Source organism: Tatumella saanichensis (assembly GCF_000439375.1).
Classification (GTDB): Bacteria; Pseudomonadota; Gammaproteobacteria; order Enterobacterales; family Enterobacteriaceae; genus Tatumella; species Tatumella saanichensis.
Genome location: NZ_ATMI01000001.1, coordinates 214,872 through 235,552, shown reverse-complemented (window position 1 = coordinate 235,552; position 20,681 = coordinate 214,872). Strand labels below are relative to the sequence as shown.

Below are 20,681 nucleotides of genomic sequence, written 5' to 3'. Positions count from 1 at the left end.
TTAGAAATATCCTTGGCGTTTTTTCAGTTCCATAGAGCCTGACTGATCACGGTCAATCACTCGGCCCTGGCGTTCACTGGTGGTCGAAACCAGCATCTCTTCGATAATCTCTGGCAAAGTTTCTGCCTGAGATTCCACGGCACCGGTCAGTGGCCAGCAGCCGAGGGTACGAAAGCGCACCATGCGGTTTTTGATCTCTTCGCCAGGTTGCAGGTCGATACGATCATCATCGATCATCATCAGCATCCCGTCACGTTCCAACACCGGACGCTCTGCTGCCAGGTAAAGTGGAACAATTTCGATATTTTCCAAGAAGATGTACTGCCAGATATCTAACTCGGTCCAGTTCGATAACGGGAACACACGGATGCTCTCGCCTTTATTGATTTGGCCGTTATAGTTGTGCCATAACTCCGGACGCTGATTTTTCGGGTCCCAGCGGTGGAAACGATCACGGAACGAGTAGATACGCTCTTTAGCGCGCGATTTCTCTTCGTCGCGGCGAGCACCGCCGAAGGCGGCATCAAAACCGTATTTATTCAGGGCCTGTTTCAGACCTTCGGTTTTCATAATGTCAGTATGCTTGGCACTGCCGTGAACAAAGGGGTTAATCCCCATTGCCACACCTTCCGGATTACGGTGTACCAGTAGCTCGGCACCGATATTTTTCACGGTGCGATCACGGAACTCGTACATTTCACGGAATTTCCAACCGGTATCCACATGCAACAGCGGGAATGGCAAGGTTCCCGGATAGAAGGCTTTGCGGGCCAGGTGCAGCATCACTGAGGAATCTTTACCAATGGAATACATCATCACAGGGTTGCTGAACTCAGCAGCCACCTCACGGATGATATGAATACTCTCTGCTTCCAGCTGGCGCAGATGAGTCAATCGTTTCTGATCCATACAACTTTCCTCAAACAGAAGGGGGCATTGGCAGGGTATCGTTATCCTGCGCAGATGAAGTTTGAAACCAGGCAAGCTGATCCTGTAATAGAACCACCTCACCAATAACCAGTAATGCCGGAGACGGGGCCTGTTGCGCCAGGTCATTCAATCCGGCGAGAGTGCCTTTGAGCACCTGTTGATCGGCACGGGTCCCGCGGCTAATAATGGCCACCGGCGTCGAGCCATCACGGCCATGGGCGATCAGTTCGCGGCTAATGGTTTCCGCATTGACTGCCCCCATATAAATCGCCAGTGTCTGCCGAGCTCTGGCCAGCGATGGCCAGTCCAGTTCACTACCCGGACGGCAATGGCCGGTAATAAACAGTACACTCTGAGAGTGATCGCGGTGGGTTAACGGAATACCGGCATAAGCCGTTGCACCGGAGGCAGCGGTGATCCCTGGTACCACCTGAAAAGGGATACCGGCCTGAGCTGCCACCTGCAACTCTTCCCCACCACGGCCGAATATAAAGGGATCACCACCTTTTAGCCGCACCACCCGTTTGCCTTCCTGTGCCAATTTAACCAGCAGGCGGTTGGTCTCATCTTGGATCACCAAGTGAGCACCAGCGCGCTTGCCGACGCAGATACGTTCCGCATCGCGGCGTGTCAGGTCGAGGATCTCATCGCTGACAAGATAATCGTAAAGCACCACGTCCGCGAGTTGCAGCACCTGCAATCCGCGTAGCGTCAGTAGCCCTGGATCACCCGGCCCTGCGCCTACCAAGTAAATCTCACCCTGTGGGCTTTGCTGCTGGTTGAGCTCCTGTTCAGCAATCTGTTGGGCCGCCTCAATCTGTCCGCTAGCAATCAAGGCGGAGAAACGGCCACTGAATAACCGCTCCCAAAAATAACGACGACGAGTGACATCCGGCAAGGTCTGCTTAACACGATCACGCCATTCTCCGGCAATACGCGCGACCTCTCCCAGGCTTGAAGGCAGCAATGCCTCCAGTTTTTCGCGCCAGAAACGTGCCAGTACCGGGGCTTTGCCCGCCGAAGAGATCGCCACAATCAACGGTGAACGATCGACAATCGACGGAAAAATAAAGCTGCAACGTGCCTGATCATCGACCACGTTCACAAATTTATGACGTTGTTGCGCGGCATCATAGACATGTTGGTTCAGTTCATTATCATTGGTCGCAGCGATCACTAGAAAGACATTATCCAGCTGCGAAGGCTCAAATTCCGTTGCCAGCCAGCTGATTTGCTGCTGTTGATACAGGGCATTCAGTTCGGTGCCAAATTCGCGGGTTACGACAGAAATGCGCGCCCCGGCCCGGCGTAGCAGGCTAATTTTACGTGCAGCAATTTCTCCGCCGCCGACCACTAGCACGGGTCGGCCGGAGAGCTCTGCAAACAGGGGAAGGTAATCCACAGGCACCTTATTGTTCTTAACTTAGAATATTATTGACTATACGACTGCTGACGCAGGTTTGAAATGTCGATTTGGAATGAGCAGTAACTGAATGGAATATACCCCCGCTACTGGCGGGATCGGGACAGCCATAAAAAATGCCGTACAGCATCACTGTACGGCATAGGCATTTAACCTTCGTGCAGACCACACTCACGCTTCAGGCCGAAGAAGCGGGTTTCTTCTTCTGCCATACCCGGTTCCCATTTACGGGTAGTGTGGGTATCGCCAACCGACAAGTAACCCTGCTCCCACAGCGGATGGTATTCCAGTCCATGCTGTTTCAGGTACTGATATACCTGGCGGTTGTCCCAATCGATAATCGGCAGAATTTTAAACACTCCACGCTGCACAGAGAGTACCGGCAGATGCGCGCGGCTTTCGGATTGCTCACGGCGCAAGCCGGCGAACCAAGTACCGGCATTCAGGCTTTCCAGTGCACGATTCATCGGTTCAACCTTATTCAAGGTATTGTATTGCTCAATCCCCTCAACGCCCTGCTCCCACAGCTTGCCGTAGCGAGCTTCCTGCCAAGCCGGTGACTCTTTAGCTTTAAATATTTGCAGGTTCAGCTTCAACTTTTCGGTAAGACTGTCGATAAACTGATAGGTCTCCGGGAACAGATAGCCGGTATCGGTCAGGATCACCGGAATATCCGGCTGCTGACGGGTGACCAGATGCAGACAGACCGCCGCCTGGATCCCAAAACTGGAACTCAGTACAAACTGACCCGGCAAGTTTTCCAGCGCCCAGCTGACACGCTGTTCCGCAGTCAGGGTTTCCAGCTGCTGATTCACCTCGCTGAGTGCCTGCTGCTGCTGGGTTTTATCCAGTTTTTTCAGTTCAGATAACTCAAGAGACATCTTTACCTCCGTTATTCCCAGAAATCACGGGCCGGGTCGAGAACCGGACGGATCACACCGGCGCGGATCACAAAGTCCCCGAAGCCTTCTTCAGGCTGACGCTCGGTGGCCCAGCGGCCGATCAATTCATCGAGGATCGACAGAATTTCCTGCTCGTTAATATTCTCACGGTACATACGCGGTATGCGAGTACCGATACGGTTACCACCAAGGTGTAAATTATAGCGCCCCGGCGCTTTCCCCACCAATCCAACTTCTGCCAGCAGTGCACGTCCACAACCGTTCGGGCAACCGGTGACACGCAGGACAATATGTTCGTCACCGACGCCATGGTGCTGCATGATGCCTTCCACATGCCCGACAAAGGATGGCAGGAAGCGCTCAGCTTCGGCCATCGCCAGCGGACAGGTCGGGAAAGCAACACAGGCCATGGAGTTCTCACGCTGTGCCGTGACCGATTCCATCAGGCCGTGTTGGCGGGCCAGATCGTCGATAGCCTGTTTATTCTGTTCCGAAACACCGGCGACAATCAGGTTTTGGTTGGCCGTTAGGCGGAAATCCCCTGTGTGGATTTTGGCGATCTCGGCAATACCGCTTTTCAGCGGACGGCCCGGATAGTCGAGCAGACGGCCATTCTCGATAAACAGGGTCAGGTGCCACTGATTATCAATACCCTTGATCCAGCCAAAGCGGTCACCACGGGTGGTGAATTCGTAAGGACGGATCGCCTCAAAGCTCAGGCCAGCACGCTTCTCAACTTCCGCTTTAAACACCTCGACACCGACACGCTCAAGGGTGTACTTGGTCTTGGCGTTTTTACGATCGGTACGGTTACCCCAATCACGCTGCGTGGTTACAACCGCTTCGGCCACGTCCAGCGTCTTGTCTAAAGGCAGGAAACCGATCTCACTGGCGGTGCGGGCATAGGTCGCTTTGTTACCGTGATCGATGGATAAGCCACCGCCCAGCAACAGGTTAAAGCCTACCAGCTTGCCGTTTTCGGCCACCGCCACAAAGTTCATGTCATTGGCGTGCAAATCGACATCATTGTTCGGCGGGATCACTACCGTAGTTTTGAATTTACGCGGCAGATAGGTTTCACCGAGGATCGGCTCAACATCGGTGGTGGCAACTTTTTCCTGATCCCACCAAATTTCCGCATAGGCGCGGGTCTGAGGTAACAAATGCTCAGAAATACGCTTGGCCCATTGGTACGCTTCCTGGTGCAGTTCAGACTCCACCGGGTTAGAGGTGCAGAGCACGTTACGGTTAACGTCATTGGCTGTCGCCAGGGCATCCAGACCGATTTCGTGCAGCATCTGATGTACCGGCTTCACGTTCTTTTTCAGAATACCGTGGAACTGGAAGGTCTGACGGTTGGTCAGACGAATGCTGCCATATAGGGTTTTGTCGGTGGCAAACTTATCGATCGCCAGCCACTGCTGTGGCGTGATGATCCCGCCAGGCAAGCGACAACGCAGCATCATGGCATGACGCGGCTCCAGCTTCTGCTCAGCACGGGCAGCACGAATATCACGGTCATCCTGCTGGTACATGCCGTGGAAACGGATCAGCAGGAAGTTATCGCCGCGAAAGCCACCGGTCAGACCATCGGTCAGGTCGTCAGTGATGGTGCCACGCAGAAAGTTACTCTCTTTTTTCAGGCGCTCTGCATCGGTCAGTTTGCCTTCCACCACTAACGGGCCGGGATTTTGATTACTCATTAGTACACATCTCGCTGGTAACGGCGCGCTACGCGCAGCTCACTCAAATATTCGTCCGCTGACTCTGGGTCCATCTGACCATGCTCAGCAATGATATCGATCAGCGCCTGCTCAACGTCGCGGGCCATGCGGGTAGCATCCCCACACACATACAGATGGGCGCCATCTTGGATCCAGCGCCAGACTTCAGCCCCTTTCTCGCGCAGCTTATCCTGCACATAGATTTTTTCCTGCTGATCACGAGACCAGGCCAGGTCAATATTGGTCAACACGCCATCCTTGACGTATTTCTGCCATTCAACCTGATAGAGGAAGTCTTCAGTGAAGTGCGGATTACCGAAGAATAACCAGTTTTTACCTTCAGCACCGTCATTGTCGCGCTGCTGGATAAAGGCACGAAACGGTGCAATCCCAGTACCTGGACCGATCATAATCACCGGTGCCTGTGGGTTTGCTGGCAGACGGAAGTTATCGTTATGCTCGATAAAGATCCGCACTTCCTCATCTTCAGCCAGACGGTCTGCTAGGAAGCCTGAAGCCCCACCGGTACGCTCACGGCCTTCAATTTCATAACGCACGGCACCGACCGTGATATGCACTTCATCGGCGGTCTCTGCCTGAGAAGAGGCAATCGAGTACAGGCGTGGCGTCAGAGGACGCAGCAGTTCGGTCAGTTGTTCCGCACTCAGCTCTGCCGGTGCGTGGCGCACCATATCGACAATTGGCCATTGCTGGGCATAAGCCTGTAACGAGGCTTTGTCACCGACCAACGCCAACAGTTCACTGTTAGCGGACAGGTGTGCATATTTTTCGACGATCTGTGCAGTATTCACCGTCAGTTCTAAGTGTTTCTGTAAGGCCTGTGCCAGCGGCAGCGGTTCACCGTTCAGGCTGATGCTCTGGCTGCCATCCAGCACCAGCAGATCCAGCAGTTCCTGAACCAATGCCGGGTCGTTATCAAACCAGACCCCCAAGGCATCGCCCGGGGTATAGCGCAGACCGGATTCACCGAGATCAATTTCCAAGTGACGGATATCTTTCTGTGAGTCGTCACCGGTAATTTTCTGGCTAACGGAGAGCGTCGCCACCAGTGGCTGCTCTTTAGTGTATGGCGTGCTGTCGATTTCATCGCTGGCACCCGCCGCCGCCTGAGACACCTGACTGGCGCTAGAGGCTGGCAGACGCTGCTTAAGGGTCGCTACCACCTGCTCACGCCAAGCATCCGCCGCCGCCTGATAATCGACGTCCGCATCACCCCGATCCAACAGACGCTCTGCGCCGAGGTCAGCCAGACGTTGGTCGAAGTCTTTACCGGCTTGGCAGAAAAATTCGTAGGAGCTGTCACCCAAGCCAAACACCGCAAAGGCGGTCTCATTCAGCTTAGGGGCTTTTTTCGACATCAAATATTTATGTAACGCGACCGCTTCTTCTGGTGGCTCACCTTCCCCTTGGGTAGAGGTCACCACCACCAACCATTTTTCCTGGGCGATCTGCTTGAATTTGTAGTCACCGGCGTTAATCAGATTCACCGCAATGTCATGGGCCAGTAGATCATCACGGACCTGCTCCGCCAAACGACGGGCATTACCGGTCTGAGAGGCCGATAACAGCGTGACGGTCGGCGTCGGGGCTGCCGCCTGCGGGGTCTTAGCCGTCAGGGCGGAAGCCGTATTGTCCTGGGGATCACCACTGATACGTCCCCAAAAATAGCCGGAAAGCCATGCCAGTTGCGTAACAGAGAAATCCTGAGTCGCAGATTGCAATTGTGTGAGTTGTTCCGCCGAAAGCGGAAGCTGAGGGGCCTGATTGGTCATTACGTTTATGATTCCAGTATCATCGGCGGAAAAAGAAAAAAGAAATACAGACTGTAAGGTTAACGGAGAGAGTATGCCCGTAAAAGACAGGTTGTGCATATCACATAACCAAATTACCTAACGGGTTTTATAACTATTATTAACCACTAAAAGTGGTAAGTAGAACGCCGACGGGCTATAACAGAAGAATGGGATCGGTTGCAGCGTAAAAGGTCGGGAAAAATGTGAGATATCTGTGGTTTTGCGGTAGAATCTGCGGCTTTAATCACCAGGGTAAATTATGTCTGTTACAACGCTATTTAAAGAATTTCAGTTCGAGGCGGCTCACTATCTGCCGCATGTTCCTGCAGGACACAAATGCGGTCGCCTTCACGGGCACTCTTTTCTGGTTCGTTTAGAAATTACCGGCGAAGTGGACCCGCATACTGGCTGGGTGATGGACTTCGCTGAGCTGAAAGCACGCTTCAAGCCCCTGTATGATCAGTTAGATCATCATTATCTGAACGAGATTGACGGATTAGAAAACCCGACCAGTGAAGTGTTGGCAGCCTGGATCTGGCAGAAGATGAAGCCAGAATTGCCACTGCTGAGTGCAGTGATGATCAAAGAGACTTGCACCGCCGGTTGTGTCTATCGCGGATAACAGGGCGGATCGCACAGTGATCCGCACCTGCCAACAGGCGAATAACTCAGGCAATATTCAGGTATTTATGGGTCTGCATCGACAGACGCCAGTTACGCTCGATACAGGTCGCAATGCAGAGTTCTGTCGCCTCTTTTTTACAGCTGATTGGCTGCAGCGCAATGATACGCGACTTCTCATCATCCAGTTGTGATAGCAGTGCCTCTAACGCCTCGACATCACGCTGGCGAGCCACCGGATGCTTGATTTCATTGGCGCGTTGCAGGGCCGGTAACAGCACATCGTAACCGCCACGCATATTCACTTTCGGTGAGACAGTGACCCAGGTTTGTTCGGAACAACGGATCGGGTGGGTACCGCTGGTTTCGATCTGACAGCTGTAGCCGAAGGCTTCTAGTGCCTCGGTGAGCGGACGCAAATCATAGATGGCCGGCTCACCACCGGTGATCACCACGTGCTTAGCGGTCCACTGCTGATCAAAGATCATCTTCAGGATGGTGAGCGCTTCGGCATTCCCCCACTGTTCGCTTTCCACGGTTTTCACCAGAATATCGCCCACCGGGACTTCATTTTCTGCCGTCATCTCCCAAGTATGCTTGGTATCACACCAACTGCATCCTACTGGGCAGCCTTGCAGACGGATAAAAATGGCCGGCACGCCGGTGTAATAGCCTTCGCCCTGAAGGGTCTGAAACATTTCGTTTATCGGGTACTGCATCACTCACTCAGTCTGAACGGTTCAATAATCGGCTATTATTGCAGATCCTGCCGATCAGATCATGTCCGATACCTTTAGAGCGCACTTTCGGGGCGGTTTGCCGAAATTAGGAGGGCGGGGGGGAGTTTTTACAGACACAAAAAAGCCCCTCGGGTTTCCCCAAGAGGCTTAAGACACAGAGAGCAGCGGCGGTTATGCTTGGCCTTTGATCTCTTTACGTCCGTTGAACTGTGCTTTGTGGCCCAGTGCTTCTTCGATACGGATCAGCTGGTTGTACTTAGCAACACGGTCAGAACGGCTCATTGAACCGGTTTTGATCTGGCCCGCAGCAGTCCCTACCGCCAAGTCAGCGATAGTCGCATCTTCGGTTTCACCGGAGCGGTGAGAGATCACGGCAGTGTAACCGGCATCTTTCGCCATTTTGATCGCGGCCAGGGTTTCGGTCAGTGAACCGATCTGGTTGAATTTGATCAGGATGGAGTTTGCGATACCTTTTTCGATACCTTCTTTCAGGATCTTAGTATTAGTCACAAACAGATCATCACCGACCAGCTGCAGCTTGTCGCCCAGTACTTTCGTCTGGTAAGCAAAGCCGTCCCAGTCAGATTCGTCCAGACCATCTTCAATCGAGACGATCGGATACTCTTTGGTCAACTCTTCCAGGTAATGAGTGAATTCCTGAGAAGTGAAGGTTTTACCCTCGCCTTTCAGTTCATAGTTACCGGTTTCTTTGTTGTAGAACTCAGAGGCGGCACAGTCCATCGCCAGGGTGATATCTTTGCCTAACTCGTAACCGGCGGCCTTCACCGCTTCAGCGATCACTGCCAGTGCTTCGGCGTTAGAAGAGAGGTTAGGTGCGTAACCGCCCTCGTCACCGACGGCGGTATTCAGGCCTTTCGCCTTCAGCACTTTCGCCAAGTGATGGAACACTTCAGAACCGATGCGGATCGCGTCTTTGATGCTGGCAGCGCCCACCGGTTGGATCATAAATTCTTGAATATCGACGTTGTTGTCGGCGTGCTCACCACCATTGATGATGTTCATCATCGGCAGCGGCATAGAGAACTTACCGGCAGTACCGTTTAGCTCAGCAATGTGTGCGTACAGTGGCAGGCCTTTAGAGGCTGCTGCGGCTTTGGCCACGGCCAGAGAGACGGCCAGGATGGCGTTAGCACCGAACTTGGATTTGTTGTCGGTACCGTCGAGCTCGATCATGATCTTATCGATATTCGCCTGGTCTTTCGCATCTTTGCCAGTGACCGCGTCAGCAATTGGGCCGTTTACGGCAGCAACGGCTTTAGTGACCCCTTTGCCCAGGAAACGAGATTTATCGCCATCACGCAGTTCCAGTGCTTCACGTGAACCCGTGGAAGCGCCAGAAGGAGCCGCGGCCAGTCCAACGAAACCACCTTCCAGGTGCACTTCTGCTTCAACAGTCGGGTTACCACGTGAGTCGATGATTTCGCGACCGATGACTTTTACGATTTTGGACATTCGTTTTTCCTCAGTACAAGTTAAGCTAAAACTTCTTAATCCTAAGACAAGCAACGCGCGAAAAGTTCGCGCGTTGCAGTGATAAGCTTACTTCGCCAGACTTTTCTGATGCTCAACCGATGCTTTAATAAATCCTGCAAACAGCGGGTGACCATCACGCGGGGTCGAGGTAAATTCCGGATGGAACTGGCAGGCCACAAACCACGGGTGGTTCGGATTTTCGATGATTTCTACCAGCTGGTCATCTCCGGAACGACCGGCAATCCGTAATCCTGCGGCTTCGATAGGCTTCAGTAACAGATTGTTCACTTCATAACGGTGACGGTGACGCTCGACGATAGTATCAGAGCCGTACATCTGACGCACCAGGCTATCATCAGACAGCTGGCAGGCCTGACTACCCAGACGCATAGTGCCGCCCAGATCGCTCTTCTCATCACGGACTTCCACGTTACCTTCTTCGTCGCGCCATTCAGTGATCAGCGCAACCACCGGATATTTACAACCCGGATCGAACTCGGTAGAACTTGCGTCCGCCATACCTGCCACATTACGGGCAAACTCGATCAGGGCAATCTGCATTCCCAGACAAATGCCTAAGTAAGGGATTTTGTTCTCACGGGCATACTGTGCCGCCATGATTTTCCCTTCGATACCACGGGAACCGAAGCCACCTGGGATCAGAATAGCATCCAGACCACCCAGCAGCTCAACACCACGGGTTTCAATATCCTGAGAGTCGATCAGCTTGATATTCACGGTGACGCGGTTTTTCAGGCCCGCATGCTTCAGTGCTTCAATCACTGATTTATAGGCATCTGGCAGTTCGACGTACTTACCGACCATGCCGATGGTGACTTCACCGCCCGGATTGGCTTCTTCGTAAATCACCTGTTCCCACTCAGACAGGTCCGCCTGTGGCGCGCTCAGGTTGAAGCGTTTACAGATAAACTCATCCAGCCCCTGGGATTTCAGCATACCGGGGATTTTGTAGATAGAGTCGACATCTTTCAGTGAAATAACTGCTTTCTCTGCCACGTTACAGAACAGGGCAATTTTAGCACGTTCGTTGGCCGGGACTGCACGGTCTGAACGACAAATCAGCACATCTGGCTGAATACCGATAGACAGTAATTCTTTGACCGAGTGCTGAGTCGGCTTGGTTTTCACTTCACCTGCCGCCGCCATATAAGGAACCAGCGTCAGATGCATATACAGGGTGTGCTCACGACCAACATCGACGGCCATCTGGCGAATCGCTTCCAGGAACGGCAGTGACTCGATATCACCGACGGTTCCGCCGATTTCAACCAGTACCACATCGTGGCCTTCGCCGCCTTCAATAATGCGCTCTTTGATGGCATTAGTGATATGTGGGATCACCTGGATCGTGGCACCCAAGTAGTCACCACGGCGCTCTTTGCGCAGGACTTCGGAGTAAATACGGCCGGTGGTGAAGTTATTACGGCGGGACATCCGGGTACGGATAAAACGCTCGTAATGGCCCAGGTCGAGATCCGTTTCTGCACCATCATCAGTGACAAAGACTTCACCATGCTGTGTCGGGCTCATGGTGCCTGGATCGACGTTAATATAAGGGTCGAGCTTCATAATGGTCACTTTCAGACCACGAGCTTCAAGAATAGCTGCCAGGGAGGCTGCAGCAATGCCTTTACCCAGAGAGGATACGACCCCGCCGGTCACAAAAATATAGTTCGTTGTCATGCTGAACCTGAGAGTTAAGGTTTAAAGACGGTGGAATCACCAGGACGGGAAAATAGTATACCCGAAAGCCTTCTCGGCGACAATTGATGATTCATTTACTCTTCACTCTGCTTAACCGACACCTTACGTGAATCTGTGCCAGCAATTGTTGATTTTCATCACATTTTTCAGCCTTTTTGGCAAAAAGCTGAAACGAGTTAGCTTTCTAAGAACGGTGTTTTTTCAGCTTTCTGTCTATTTTCACAGAGGAGAGTCGGAAATCTGTACTCTTTCCCCCTCCGAGTTCATCGCCTGACTTGCATCGAAGATATTATTAAGAATAACTAATGAATCAGAAAGTGAATACTGGAGGCCACTTTTTAGTGATAGGTACTTCTTTCACCGCCGGACTATAGTGAAATTCAGGATAACTGTGATGAGAGGTTGTTATGAGATCGAAACTTACCCTGTCGCTACTTGCTACTGCATTATTATCAACATCAGCACTGGCTCTGGCAGCAGATCCACCAACGGTATCCGGTAAAGCCGATATTCTGGTTCAAAGCCAGTCATCTTGGAACAATAAACCCTACGTGCACTACCCGACCCAACGGCCTGAATTGACCGTGATCCGTATGACTATTCCGGCGAATTCGGCTCTCCCTTGGCACCAGCATAACTTCCCTAATGCGGGGTACGTGCTTAAGGGCCAGTTGACCCTGCAGGACAGAGCCTCTGGGAAATCCGAAACCTTCAAACAGGGACAGGCTTTTGCCGAGTCAGTGGGTGATATTCACCGTGGTGTCAGCGGCCCAGAAGAAACGGTATTGTTGCTGACCTATTCAGGGGTGAAAGGTGAGCCGACCTTTGTTCCTGCTCCTGGTGAAAAAGCAGAGTATTGATTCTCTGTGATGCCAGAGGACGGTGCGATGCGTCAGCGCCGTCCTGTCGCGAAACCTATCGTGAGGTTAGGCCTTTTCCTGTTGCTTGACCTGCTGCCAAGCAGCTTCCATCTGCTCTAGGCTGGCATCGGGCATGGTCAGTCCCTGAGCGGCGATAATCGCCTCGACCTGACGAAAACGCTTTTCAAATTTGTCATTGGCTTTCTGTAAGGCAATTTCCGCTTTACTGCCTAGATGACGAGATAAATTTACCGTGGCAAATAATAGATCACCAATCTCCTCTTCCAATCGCTGCGGGTCGATCACCGCCCTGTTGGCTTCTTCCATCACTTCCGCAATTTCTTCATGGACCTTAGCGAGCACCGGTGCGGTCTCATTCCAGTCAAACCCGACATTACTACAGCGCTTCTGTATTTTATGGGCGCGCATTAGCGCCGGCATCGCACGAGGGATATCGTCCAGCGCGGAATTCATCGACTTCTCAGCCCGTTCCTGCTGCTTAAGCTGTTCCCAGCGCTGATTAATCTCTGCCACATCCTCTGTCTGAACGGCGGCAAAGATGTGCGGATGGCGGCGTTCCAGCTTGTCGCAAATACTCTGACAGATATCCTCAAAATCGAATAACTGTTGCTCGGCGGCCATCTGACCGTAGAACACCACTTGAAAAAGCAGATCTCCCAGCTCTTCGCGCAAATCGCGATAATCGCCACGCTGGATCGCATCGATAACCTCATAGGTCTCTTCGAGGGTGTAAGGGGCAATACTGGCAAACGTCTGCTGTTTATCCCATGGGCAGCCCTGCTGCGGGTCACGTAGCTGCTGCATAATGGTGATCAAACGGGTAATAGCGGGTTCTGCTGGGGTCATAAACGGGTCTCGCGAGGGGATAAAGGTCTCCGCCGCGGGGCGACGGATACCGGAGTAAACTCAGTGACGGCGTTTTGCATCAATGACGTCAGGTAACTGGTTGAGGCGGGCCAAAATGCGGCTCAATACCTGCTGATTATAGATTTCGATATCCATATCGATGGTCGCCAGCTGATTTTTGGTGTCGCTGTGGCTGGACACCCCGAGGACATTCACTTTTTCATTGGCCAAAATGGTGGTGATATCACGCAATAGGCCGCTACGATCGTTGGCGACCACTCTAACCACCAGCGAATAGCCGCTAGAGTAACTCTCGCCCCACACCGCATCGACAATGCGCTCTGGCGCATGGTTGGTCAACTCAGCCAGTTGATCACAGTCGGCACGGTGGATGGAGATCCCTCGCCCTTGGGTAATAAAACCGACAATATCATCCCCAGGGATGGGCTGACAGCAGCGGGCGATGTGGTGCATCAGATTACCGACACCTTCAACCACCACACGACCACTGTCTTTACCGCTTTGCTGATGGCTGTGAGATTTCTGTGTCAGCTGGCGCAGTGCTTCACGATCCTGCTCTTCTGCGGTGGGCTTATTCAGTTTGCCCTGCAGGAAGTTGACCATCTGGTTAAGACGGATATCGCCCCCACCGATCGCGGCTAACACCTCGTCAATCGAGGTCATGTTATAGCGCGGCAGCAGCAGCTTTTCGGCCTCTTTAAGGCTGATATCCATCTGACTGAGTTCGCTGTCGAGGATCTGCCTACCTGCGAGGATATTTTTATCGCGATCCTGCTTTCTGAACCAGGCATGCACTTTGGCCCGGCCACGGCTAGTAGTGATATAGCCGAGGTTAGGATTCAGCCAATCACGGCTCGGATTCGGCTGCTTTTGGGTGATGACTTCAACCTGGTCGCCCATCTGTAACTGATAGGTAAAGGGTACGATGCGACCACTGATTTTGGCGCCGATACAACGGTGGCCGATATCACTGTGGATATGGTAGGCAAAATCCAACGGTGTTGAGCCGGCAGGCAGGTCAATAACGTCCCCTTTCGGGGTAAACACATAGACACGGTCATCGAAAACTTGGCTGCGGACCTCTTCGAGCATCTCGCCGCTGTCAGCCATCTCTTCCTGCCACGCAATTAACTTACGCAGCCAAGCGATACGCTCTTCATGACCGGCGGCACCGCGGGCACTACTGACCCCCGGCCCCTCTTTGTACTTCCAGTGTGCTGCCACCCCCAGCTCTGCATCTTCGTGCATCTGTCGGGTACGGATTTGAATTTCCACCGTTTTGCCCTGCGGCCCCAGTACCACGGTATGGATCGACTGATAACCGTTGGGTTTTGGGTTAGCCACATAGTCATCGAATTCACTCGGTAAGTGACGATACAAAGTATGGACGATGCCTAAGGCTCCATAGCAATCCTGTAAACGTTCCGCAACGATACGTACCGCACGGACATCAAAGAGTTCGTCAAAGGACAAGGATTTTTTCTGCATCTTACGCCAGATGCTGTAGATATGTTTAGGTCGGCCATACACTTCGGCGCGGACCCCTTCGCGGGTCATTTCCTGGCGCAGATTATTAACGAAGTCATCAATATAGTGTTCACGATCGACGCGTCGCTCATGCAGCAATTTGGCGATACGTTTATATTCGTCTGGATGCAGATAGCGGAAGCAGTAGTCTTCCAACTCCCATTTCAGCTGACCGATCCCTAAACGGTTGGCCAGCGGCGCATAGATATTGGTGCTCTCTTTGGCGGCCAGCACCCGTTCGTCTTCTGGCGCATCTTTCATTTCACGTAGATGCGCGACCCGCTCCGCCAGTTTAATGACTACACAACGGAAGTCCTCGACCATCGCCAATAGCATACGGCGGACATTATCCACCTGCTCAGAGGCCATGGAGTCATTGTGGGTCGCTTTAAGCTGGCGAATGGCGTCCATATCGCGCACGCCGTGCACCAGAAAAACAATCCCCTTACCGAACCGCTCTTCCAGTTGTTCTTCGCTGACCACATTTTCATTGGCTAGAGGGAACAGCAACGCGGCGCGCAGGGTATCGTTATCCATGCTCAGTTCGGAGAGGATTTCCACCATCTCAATACCGCGCCATAAGAGCATCGGCTGCAGAGGATGATGGCGGGTCTCGGTTTCGCAATAACGCCAGCAGTCTGCTAGTCGCTGACAGGATTGCTCATTGGCAATCCCGAGACTCGCTATCCACTGCTCCGGGTCAAACTCACCCGCCGTGTTCATGTGCGCACTTCTTACCGCAACCATATCTTCTCCTGAATAATGACGCGTCCGATCGTTTAAGGTCTACTGAAAAGCACCATAGATTCCAGATGGCTGGTATGTGGGAACATATCCAACATCACCACCTGTTCCGCGGTATATCCTGCGGCTAATAAAGGTTCACTGTCACGTGCTAAAGTGGCCGGATTACAGGACACATAGACAATCCGCTGTGGTGCCAACGCGATAATATGGGACAGTATTCCTGCAGCGCCGCCACGGGCCGGGTCGAGCAAGACTTTGGTAAACCCTTGCTCAGCCCAGGGCTGTCCGCTGACGTCTTGGTCTAAATCATGCTGCCAGAAAGTGACATTTTGCATCCCATTCTGCTGTGCATTATAGGTGCCCTGACGCACTAACGCGCTGACACCTTCCACCCCGACAATACTTTCTGCCACTCTTCCCAGCGGTAAAGTGAAGTTCCCCATACCACAGAACAGGTCAAGGACCCGATCTCCCGGTTGCAGGTCCAGCCAACGTAGCGCAGTCGCCACCATCTGCTGGTTCACCTTATCGTTAACTTGGATGAAATCCTGCGGGCTGAAGTATAGCTTCAGCTTATCCGACTGATAGTAAGGTATTTCCCCGCATAGAAGTTGCAGACTGTCACTGTCCGGTGCAAAAAAGAGTGTCAGTTGATGACTTTGCGAAAATCGTTCCAGTTTTTGCTGGTCGCTTGCAGAGAGGGGTTTTAAATGGCGTAACACCATCACCCGAGTGTTGTCAGCCTGCACCAGCTCAAGGTGTCCAAGATCCCGGACCGCCTCTAAGTCACTCAAGCAAGCTTGGATCTCTGGGAGCAACTCACTGAGGGGTTGCACCATCACAGGGCATTGCGCGATGCTAACGATGGCATTACTGCCCTGACGGCGAAAGCCCATCTCCAAAACCTGCTGCCGAGGATCCCAACGCAAGCTCAGTCTCGCCCGCCGCCGATAGTGCCAGCTATCACCACGGATGATCTCATCAACCTGCAGCGGCTGGCCGCAGGCATGGCTCAATTGGCGTTCTAGGGCCTCACGCTTACTCTGCTGTTGTAACTTTTCACTGACATGTTGCTGCTGGCATCCGCCGCACACCCCAAAGTGGGGGCAAACAGGAGACTGGCGCTCAGGACTGCGAGTTAAAATACGCGTCGCCTTGCCACGCGCATAGTGACGCTTATCTTCACTGAGCAGTACCTGTACCTTTTCCCCCGGCAGTGCGCCAGCGACAAATAGGGTCTTACCCTGATGTTTGGCGACTCCCTGCCCGAAGCCATCCAAAGCTTCTATGGTCACGGTCAGCTCTTTACGCGGGGCCGCTCGCTTGGCAGAAGAGTAAAATTGCACCATCGGTCATTGGTTCCCGTACTGTGACAGAGAAAATGCCAGTAAGATGGCAAGGTTTCCTCTATCCGGTAATATTCTGAAGACAATGATACGGAAAAACAGCGCGGTTGTGGTGTGAAAAAGCTAAAAAACATAAATATCTTAAATATCATAACATTCATGAATACTTTTTCACTGCCCGAGGGCCGCTGCGACACCCAACTCGGGCGCAAAAAAACGGGCAACAACGGTTATTCCGTGCTGCCCGACATCGTTGAGTGCCAAAAAAGATTACAACACGGTGATCCAGTGCTGTAACCAAGGTAACGCCGCCTCTTCCGGCAGAGGGGTTTCCTGGGCATCCACCAATAATACCTCGCCGATACGCTGAGCCTGGTGCTCCTGCAGCAACTGATCAAACGCTAGACCGGCAGCACAGTAGTCACTGTAACTGCTGTCACCGAGGGCAATAATGCCGTAACGCCGTTGCGGCTGATAACCGTGTTCGGTACGAAGGCTGTTATACAGCCCGGCAATACTGTCCGGGAAATCGCCCTGTCCGGTGGTTGAAGTAATGATCAGATGGATCTCAAGGCTATTTTCCAGCCAGTTGCTAAGGGTAGGCTCTTCAAATAGCTCCACCTGATGGCCGGCGGCCTCCAGCAGGGGCTGAGCCTCCTCGGCGATCAATTGTGAATTACCGTAGACCGTACCGATAAAGATACCAATGCGTGCCATTAGGCCTCCCCTATTTCGCTGTCTGTCACAGTCGCGGTACGCGGCAGCTCGGCTAACTGATCTTGCCAACCAAAATGTCGTAACGCCTGTTGCCAAACCCCATCTAATCCCGCTTCGAGGAGCAGTGCCTGGCCGGTCACCGGATGGTTCAACGTCAGTCGAGAGGCGTGCAGCATCAGATGACTGATACCAAAGTGTTGTGCCGCACCGCGGTTTTGGCGCAAGTCACCGTGGTTTGTGTCACCGATTATCGGGTGACGCAGGTGTGACATATGACGTCGCAGCTGATGTTTACGCCCGGTTTCCGGGGCCAGCTCCATCAGTGTATACCGGCAGCTATCATAACGCCCGATGGGAACCGGCATTTCCACTTTCGCCAACGGTTGATAGTGGGTCACCGCCGCCTGCGGCTCACGGACCTCGCTGGCGTGTTTATCAGCGATTTTATCTCGTTCTTCGGTCAGCGGATAATCAAGGGTGCCCGCCTGTTCTAACCAGCCACGAACGATAGCATGGTAGGTTTTCTGTAATTGATGCTGTTCAAATTGCTGCGACAGTTGCCGGGCCACCTCTGAGGAGAGAGCAAACAACAGCACCCCTGACGTCGGGCGGTCGAGCCGGTGTACGGTAAACACATGTTGCCCTAACTGATCTCTCAGAGTCTGCATCACAAAAACCGTCTCATGGCGGTCCAGCCAGCTACGGTGGACCAGCATCCCGGCCGGTTTATTGACAGCGACAATCCATGAGTCCTGATAGATGATTTCAAGCATTAACGAGTTTCTTGTATAAAAAGGCCATCCAGTTGCGACAGAGTCAGCAGCAACACCGGACGAACGTTAAGCTGTGGTTGCAGCGCCATTTCAAAATAAGGGGCCACGGCTAGATTAACCGGTAACGGCCGTCCAGCATCCATCAACTGAGTCATGCGCGGGATAAAAATCCACTGCAGCCATTCGAGTGGCTCAAGGGTATCAAGGCTGAAAGGCTGGTCGCTTTTCAAGGCCTCTTCTGCTGGGGGGGAACTCTGCCAAAGTTCGTGATCACGCAGGATCTGTTCTAGTTGCGACAAGCGCAGCCGGACGAGGTGATGTTCAGCCACTGACTGTCTCCTTTTTTACGGATGAAAACGCGTCAGCATACCATTATCGCAGCAAAAAGGCTGGCACGAAAAAAAGGGAGTACTGTAAAAACAGTACTCCCAATCCGTTAGCAGCAATCCGGCTACATTAGTGCTCCCTGCATTCACAGGACTTTATCAGTAGTCACCAGTCATCCTGACCGGTTATCTGGTCCTTAGCGCCACAATTACTCCACAACTGCGACTCTCCTTCTGGTGAAGGTTTTTTGCCCATAAGAGCCGGTTACTTCATCCTGAAACAACCTTAGGGTATCCGAACATCCTGTACTGATACCACCGTCCCTGATCAGTTTCCATCCTGAAAACCTGTGACGTCCATGGCCTCCTGCCAGTGATGCGTATTTTGTCAGAGTAATGACTTTTCGCAACGAAATTTTTACTGTAAAAATCTTATTAAACGTTATATTTCAACAACTTTAACAGTAACTACCTGAAAGCAGGGAGCTTTATATAAATACAAATTTGAGACAATATTAGGTTTTCTTGATCCAGATCAAATTAAGAAACAGAGCGTTTCTCTGAATTTTTACCGTAATCCGTTATTTCACAATAACGATTTCACATTCAGCCAGAAAGTCTGCTAGGTTTTCGCTGAGGATCTCACGTTTTTTGCTGCCTAGCGCCTCGCGGATCACTTCTCCGGTGAGATTACAGACAGAGATAATTTCGGTGTCATGATCGGTGGCGCCAATAAACAAGGTCGGTGTCTGTTTAAGCCGGCGTTTCATCACCAGATGACCGATCAGATTCTCTTGGACCCGCTGGAAATCCTCTTCATTCCAGACCTGCAGCAGAGTGATAGACTGACCACGAAAGGAAACCGCCATATCCGCTGCAAACTGAGCGGTATACCAAGCCACCACTGACGGTTGTAGTGCTATCTCAACACCACGCTCTACTGCGTCGAGGTGAGCTGGCAGCGTAAAAGGCTGTGGCAGCCAATAAACCCCGTGTTCTGCTCGCTGCTGTACACAGGGGGAGTCGATATCTGCCAGGCCGATACTGACCGGTAGGTGACCGGTTTGCTGCTGCCAACTATCACAGAAGCGGCGGGTAAAGTTATGTATCGCATCTAAGCTATGCTGCATCATTCATTTTCTCATCTCTGATAGGGTACACTGAGCACAACACTTTATTTTCGTGGTACTCCTATGACTTATTATGACCAACATCAGGCCCTAGAGGGACTGACTCTGGGCAAAAAAACTGCTTATATCGAGCATTATGCCCCAGAATTACTGCAAGCGGTGCCCCGCAGCCTCAACCGTGATGCGCTGGCTCTGCATCAAGATAACCTCCCCTTTAGCGGCGAAGATCTTTGGACGCTCTATGAGCTCTCCTGGCTGAACCCACAGGGTGTTCCTCAAGTGGCGATCGGCTATGTCTCCTTGGCCGCTAACAGCCTGAATTTGATCGAATCGAAAAGCTTCAAGCTCTACCTAAATAGCTTCAATCAGACCAAGTTTGCCGATCGTGAAACCGTCCGTCAGACACTGGAACAGGATCTCAGTGGCTGTGCACAAGGGCAGGTCATGGTCAGGCTGTGTAGCCTGAGCGATGTGGAGGGTGAAGCCGTCGGCGCCTTCGACGGTGAGTGCATTGATGATTTGCCGATCACCGTGGATAACTATAGCTTTGATAATTCCCTACTGTCAGGGGCTACTTCCACGGAAATTGTCGAAGAGACTCTGGTCAGCCATTTACTGAAATCCAATTGTCTCATCACCCAGCAGCCGGATTGGGGGTCGGTAATGATCCGTTACCGCGGACCCCGTATTGATCGCGAAGCCCTGCTGCGTTACCTACTCTCTTTCCGGCAGCATAACGAATTCCATGAGCAATGTGTGGAGCGTATCTTCAATGACTTACTGCAATTTTGCCAGCCGCAGGCCCTAACTGTTTACGCCCGTTATACCCGCCGTGGCGGATTAGATATTAATCCGTGGCGCAGCAATGTACCTTTTGACGCTCCGGTAGCCCGTTTAGCCCGTCAGTAACGCCCAGCTCCCTGCTCTGCTCACAGCTGTACACACTTAATGCTTGTGAAAAACCGTACGCCGACGATACTCTGAATGACCGGTC

At 52.4% G+C, this 20,681-nt stretch carries 18 protein-coding genes; 3 read left to right on the top strand and 15 right to left on the bottom strand.

What is annotated here, in order from left to right; translation table 11 throughout:
• From cysD to cysJ, 5 genes are all read right to left on the bottom strand, one after another.
• Window positions 1–909, bottom strand: a complete 909-nt coding sequence (gene cysD / locus DW47_RS0101070) for a sulfate adenylyltransferase subunit CysD (RefSeq protein WP_029684469.1) — start codon at window positions 907–909, stop codon at window positions 1–3.
• A 10-nt stretch (window positions 910–919) separates the two neighbouring features.
• Window positions 920–2,332 (bottom strand): siroheme synthase CysG, encoded by a 1,413-nt coding sequence (gene cysG, locus DW47_RS0101065; protein ID WP_029684468.1) that lies wholly within the window; start codon window positions 2,330–2,332, stop codon window positions 920–922.
• 170 nt (window positions 2,333–2,502) lie between these two features.
• A complete protein-coding gene (locus DW47_RS0101060) occupies window positions 2,503–3,234 on the bottom strand; it encodes a phosphoadenylyl-sulfate reductase (RefSeq protein ID WP_029684467.1) in 732 nt (243 codons plus the stop codon).
• 11 nt (window positions 3,235–3,245) lie between these two features.
• Window positions 3,246–4,958 (bottom strand): assimilatory sulfite reductase (NADPH) hemoprotein subunit, encoded by a 1,713-nt coding sequence (gene cysI, locus DW47_RS0101055; protein ID WP_029684466.1) that lies wholly within the window; start codon window positions 4,956–4,958, stop codon window positions 3,246–3,248.
• Entirely contained in the window at window positions 4,958–6,772 is a 1,815-nt protein-coding gene (gene cysJ, locus DW47_RS0101050) for an NADPH-dependent assimilatory sulfite reductase flavoprotein subunit (RefSeq protein WP_029684465.1), read from the bottom strand. The genes cysI and cysJ overlap by 1 nt, the downstream gene beginning before the upstream one ends.
• 280 nt (window positions 6,773–7,052) lie before the next feature.
• On the opposite strand from cysJ, the gene queD reads away from it, so the two are divergent.
• Window positions 7,053–7,415 carry a 6-carboxytetrahydropterin synthase QueD gene (gene queD / locus DW47_RS0101045; RefSeq protein ID WP_029684464.1) on the top strand — a complete coding sequence of 121 codons (363 nt, stop codon included), beginning with the start codon at window positions 7,053–7,055 and terminating at the stop codon, window positions 7,413–7,415.
• 46 nt (window positions 7,416–7,461) lie between these two features.
• Here the strand turns inward: queD and queE are convergent, their stop codons facing one another.
• The 3 genes from queE to pyrG all read right to left on the bottom strand — a co-directional run bounded on the left by queE (window position 7,462) and on the right by pyrG (window position 11,352).
• Complete coding sequence (gene queE / locus DW47_RS0101040) at window positions 7,462–8,133, bottom strand: 7-carboxy-7-deazaguanine synthase QueE (protein ID WP_029684463.1); 672 nt, start codon at window positions 8,131–8,133, stop codon at window positions 7,462–7,464.
• Window positions 8,134–8,325: 192 nt separating this feature from the next.
• The gene (gene eno, locus DW47_RS0101035; RefSeq protein ID WP_029684462.1) at window positions 8,326–9,627 is read right to left on the bottom strand and encodes a phosphopyruvate hydratase; all 1,302 of its coding nucleotides are present in this window, start codon (window positions 9,625–9,627) and stop codon (window positions 8,326–8,328) included.
• An 87-nt stretch (window positions 9,628–9,714) separates the two neighbouring features.
• Window positions 9,715–11,352 (bottom strand): glutamine hydrolyzing CTP synthase, encoded by a 1,638-nt coding sequence (gene pyrG / locus DW47_RS0101030; protein ID WP_029684461.1) that lies wholly within the window; start codon window positions 11,350–11,352, stop codon window positions 9,715–9,717.
• A gap of 428 nt (window positions 11,353–11,780) precedes the next feature.
• Between pyrG and DW47_RS0101025 the strand changes: the two genes are divergently transcribed.
• Window positions 11,781–12,233 carry a cupin domain-containing protein gene (locus tag DW47_RS0101025; RefSeq protein ID WP_029684460.1) on the top strand — a complete coding sequence of 151 codons (453 nt, stop codon included), beginning with the start codon at window positions 11,781–11,783 and terminating at the stop codon, window positions 12,231–12,233.
• A 66-nt stretch (window positions 12,234–12,299) separates the two neighbouring features.
• On the opposite strand, the gene mazG is transcribed toward DW47_RS0101025, so the two are convergent.
• The 7 genes from mazG to syd all read right to left on the bottom strand — a co-directional run bounded on the left by mazG (window position 12,300) and on the right by syd (window position 19,690).
• Complete coding sequence (gene mazG / locus DW47_RS0101020; protein WP_029684459.1) at window positions 12,300–13,100, bottom strand: nucleoside triphosphate pyrophosphohydrolase; 801 nt, start codon at window positions 13,098–13,100, stop codon at window positions 12,300–12,302.
• 60 nt (window positions 13,101–13,160) lie between these two features.
• The gene (relA, locus tag DW47_RS0101015; RefSeq protein WP_029684458.1) at window positions 13,161–15,395 is read right to left on the bottom strand and encodes a GTP diphosphokinase; all 2,235 of its coding nucleotides are present in this window, start codon (window positions 15,393–15,395) and stop codon (window positions 13,161–13,163) included.
• A gap of 32 nt (window positions 15,396–15,427) precedes the next feature.
• A complete protein-coding gene (gene rlmD, locus DW47_RS0101010; RefSeq protein ID WP_029684457.1) occupies window positions 15,428–16,744 on the bottom strand; it encodes a 23S rRNA (uracil(1939)-C(5))-methyltransferase RlmD in 1,317 nt (438 codons plus the stop codon).
• A 267-nt stretch (window positions 16,745–17,011) separates the two neighbouring features.
• On the bottom strand, window positions 17,012–17,458 hold the full coding sequence (locus DW47_RS0101005) for a flavodoxin (RefSeq protein WP_029684456.1): 447 nt from the start codon (window positions 17,456–17,458) through the stop codon (window positions 17,012–17,014).
• A complete protein-coding gene (truC, locus tag DW47_RS0101000; RefSeq protein WP_029684455.1) occupies window positions 17,458–18,231 on the bottom strand; it encodes a tRNA pseudouridine(65) synthase TruC in 774 nt (257 codons plus the stop codon). Before truC ends, DW47_RS0101005 begins: the two co-directional genes overlap by 1 nt.
• Entirely contained in the window at window positions 18,231–18,560 is a 330-nt protein-coding gene (locus DW47_RS0100995; RefSeq protein ID WP_029684454.1) for a YqcC family protein, read from the bottom strand. The genes truC and DW47_RS0100995 overlap by 1 nt, the downstream gene beginning before the upstream one ends.
• A gap of 578 nt (window positions 18,561–19,138) precedes the next feature.
• Window positions 19,139–19,690 (bottom strand): SecY-interacting protein, encoded by a 552-nt coding sequence (gene syd / locus DW47_RS0100990; RefSeq protein ID WP_029684453.1) that lies wholly within the window; start codon window positions 19,688–19,690, stop codon window positions 19,139–19,141.
• A 60-nt stretch (window positions 19,691–19,750) separates the two neighbouring features.
• Between syd and queF the strand changes: the two genes are divergently transcribed.
• Window positions 19,751–20,596: an NADPH-dependent 7-cyano-7-deazaguanine reductase QueF gene (gene queF, locus DW47_RS0100985; protein WP_029684452.1), complete on the top strand. Its 846-nt coding sequence runs from the start codon at window positions 19,751–19,753 to the stop codon at window positions 20,594–20,596.
• Window positions 20,597–20,681: the final 85 nt, after the last annotated feature.